Origin of the sequence: Kitasatospora sp. NPDC101155 (assembly GCF_044768305.1) — a bacterium.
Classification (GTDB): Bacteria; Actinomycetota; Actinomycetes; order Streptomycetales; family Streptomycetaceae; genus Kitasatospora.
The window spans coordinates 1-3345 of sequence record NZ_JBIWPN010000141.1; the positions used below are offsets into that span (position 1 = coordinate 1).

At 74.3% G+C, this 3345-nt stretch carries 1 protein-coding gene; it reads left to right on the top strand.

What is annotated here, in order from left to right:
- Nucleotides 1-3345, top strand: a 3345-nt coding sequence (locus tag ACIRYZ_RS46390) for an SDR family NAD(P)-dependent oxidoreductase (protein WP_402955768.1), incomplete at both ends; no start/stop codon positions are given.

Consider the following 3345-nt stretch of genomic DNA (forward strand, 5'->3'; position numbering starts at 1 on the left):
CTTCGGTCTGCACCCCGCTCTGCTCGACGCCGCCCTCCACGGCGTGGGGCTCGGTGATTTCACCGGTGGCGATGACCGCGGTCGGCTGCCGTTCGTGTGGTCGGGTGTGTCGCTGCACGCGGTCGGTGCCACGGAGCTGCGCGTGCGGCTGGCACCTGCCGGCACCGATGCCGTGTCCCTGCAGGTGGCCGACGCTGCCGGCGCACCGGTCGCGGTGGTGGAGTCGCTGGTGCTGCGGCCGGTGTCGGCGGAGCAGATCGGCGCCGCGCAGGCCGCGGCCCGGGACTCGCTGTTCCGGGTCGAGTGGACCGAGCTGCGGGTGCCCGACGAGGTCGCGGCGCCGGCCGGTCGGGCCTGGCTGGGCGAGGTGCCCGCGGGCCTGAGCAGTGTGGCCGGTGAGCGGTACGCGGATCTGGCGGCGCTGGCCGAGGCGATCGATGCCGGGGCGGAGGTCCCGGGGACGGTCCTGTTCCCCATAGCCGTCGGCACGGAGAGCCCGATCGCCGGTGTCCGCGAAACTGCGGCGCAGGTACTGGCCGTACTGCAGAGCTGGACCGCCGATGAGCGGTGGGCCGACTCCCGCCTGGTGCTGGTGACCCAGGGCGCCGTCGCGGTGGAGCCCGGCACGGACGTCGCCGATCTGGCTGCGGCCTCGGTCTGGGGCCTGGTGCGTTCGGCGCAGGCCGAGCACCCGGGCCGGATCGTCCTGCTGGACGCCGACGGCGGGGACCTCTCGGGTGCGCTGGCCGCGGCTGAGCCGCAGCTGGCGGTGCGCGACGGTGCGGTGTGGGTGCCGCGTCTGGTGCGCGCGGCCGGTTCGGCCGCCGAGGACGCGAAGGCAGCCTTCGGACCGGAGGGCACGGTGCTGGTCACCGGTGCCTCCGGCACGCTGGGCGCTCTGGTGGCCCGTCACCTGGTGGACCGGCACGGCGTGCGGCACCTGCTGCTGGCCAGCCGTCGCGGCGAGGCGGCCCCGGGTGCGGCGGAGCTGGTCGCGGAGCTGACCGAGGCCGGGGCCAAGGTCACGGTCGCGGCCTGCGACGTCGCCGACCGCGCGGCTCTGGCTGAGATGCTCGCGCAGGTCCCTGCCGAGGCCCCGCTGACCGGGATCGTGCACACCGCTGCGGTGCTGGACGACGGCGTGATCGAGTCGCTCACCCCCGAGCGCTTCGACACCGTCCTGCGCCCGAAGGTCGACGCCGCCTGGCACCTGCACGAGCTGACCCGGGACCTGGACCTGTCCGCCTTCGTGCTGTTCTCCTCCGCCGCCGGCACCTTCGGCGCGCCGGGCCAGGGCAACTACGCGACGGCCAACGCCTTCGTGGACGCGCTCGCCCAGCACCGCAAGGCCCAGGGCCTGCCCGCGGTCTCCCTCGCCTGGGGCTTCTGGGCCGAACTGAGCGGCCTGACCGGCCAGTTGAACGAGACCGACCTGCGCCGTATGACCCGCGGTGGCCTGCGCGGCCTGACCGCCCAGGAGGGCCTGGCCCTGTTCGACACCGCCTGCGCGGCGGACGAGCCGGCCTTCGTGCCCGTCCAGCTCGACCTGGCGGCCTTCCGCTCCCAGGCGGCCGCCGCCGGTGAGGTTCCTGCCCTGCTGCGGGCGCTGATCCGTACCTCCTCGCGCCGGACGGCGGCCTCCGGGCCCGCTGCGGCGGGCAGCGCGCTGGCTCGGCAACTGGCGCCGCTGCCGGAGGCCGAGCGCGTGCGGTTCCTGGTGGAACTGATCCGCACCCAGGTCGCCGCCGTACTCGGCCACGCCTCCACGGCCACCATCGAGGACGGCCGGGCCTTCCGGGACCTCGGCTTCGACTCGCTGACCGCCGTCGAACTGCGCAACCGCCTGAACACGGCCACCGGGCTGCGCCTGCCCGCCAGCCTGGTCTTCGACTACCCCACCCCGGCCGTGCTGGCCGATCACCTCTGGGCGCAGCTCAGTGGTCACCAGAACGACTTCGCATCCGCGAGCCCGGTGGCGGCGATCGACGACGAGCCGATCGCGATCGTCGGCATGAGCTGCCGCTTCGCGGGCGGCGTGGAGTCGCCCGAGGACCTGTGGCGGCTGGTCGCCGAGGGGCGCGACGGCGTCAGCGGCTTCCCCACGGGCCGTGGCTGGGACGAGGACCTCTACGATCCGGATCCGGAGCGGGTGGGCAAGTCGTACGTGCGCGAGGGCGCCTTCCTGCACGACGCGGAGACCTTCGACCCCGCCCTCTTCGGGATCTCCCCGCGTGAGGCGCTGGCGATGGACCCGCAGCAGCGGTTGCTGATGGAGGCCTCCTGGCAGGCGTTCGAGCGGGCCGGGATCGACCCGCTGTCGCTGCGCGGCAGCCGGACCGGCGTCTTCGCCGGTGTGATGTACCAGGGCTACGGCACGGGCCTGCCGGCGCTGCCGGAGGGCGTCGAGGGATACCTCGGCACCGGCAGCTCGGGTAGCGTCGCGTCGGGCCGCATCTCCTACACCTACGGCTTGGAGGGGCCGGCGGTGACGGTGGACACGGCGTGTTCGTCGTCGCTGGTCGCCCTGCACCTGGCCGCTCAGGCGCTGCGCCAGGGCGAGTGCGACCTCGCGCTGGCCAGTGGCGTCACCGTGATGGCCAACCCGGCGCTGTTCGTCGAGTTCAGCCGTCAGCGCGGTCTGGCGGCGGACGGCCGGGTGAAGGCCTTCGCGGCCGCCGCCGACGGCACCGCCTGGGGCGAGGGCGTCGGCATGCTGCTGGTCGAGCGGCTCTCCGACGCCCGACGGAACGGGCACCCGGTGCTCGCGGTCGTCCGCGGCAGCGCCGTCAACCAGGACGGCGCCTCCAACGGCCTGACGGCGCCGAATGGCCCGTCCCAGCAGCGGGTGATCCGCCAGGCGCTGGCCAACGCCCGCCTGACGGCCGCCGAGGTCGACGCGGCGGAGGCACACGGCACGGGCACCACGCTGGGTGACCCGATCGAGGCGCAGGCGCTGCTGGCCACCTACGGGCAGGACCGTGACGCGGAGCGGCCGTTGTGGCTCGGCTCGGTCAAGTCGAACATCGGTCACACGCAGGCCGCCGCCGGTGTCGCCGGTGTGATCAAGATGGTGATGGCGATGCGGCACGGTGTGCTGCCGCAGACGCTGCATGTCGATGAGCCGACGCCGCAGGTCGACTGGTCGGCGGGTGCGGTCGAGCTGCTGACGAAGTCGGTGGCGTGGCCGGAGACCGGCCGGCCGCGCCGGTCCGCCGTCTCCGCCTTCGGCATCGGCGGGACGAACGCCCATGTGATCCTGGAGCAGGCTCCGGTGGAGGAGTCGGCTGAGGAGTCGGCCGAGTCGTCGCTGCCGGTGGTGCCGTGGGTGCTGTCGGGGAAGTCGGC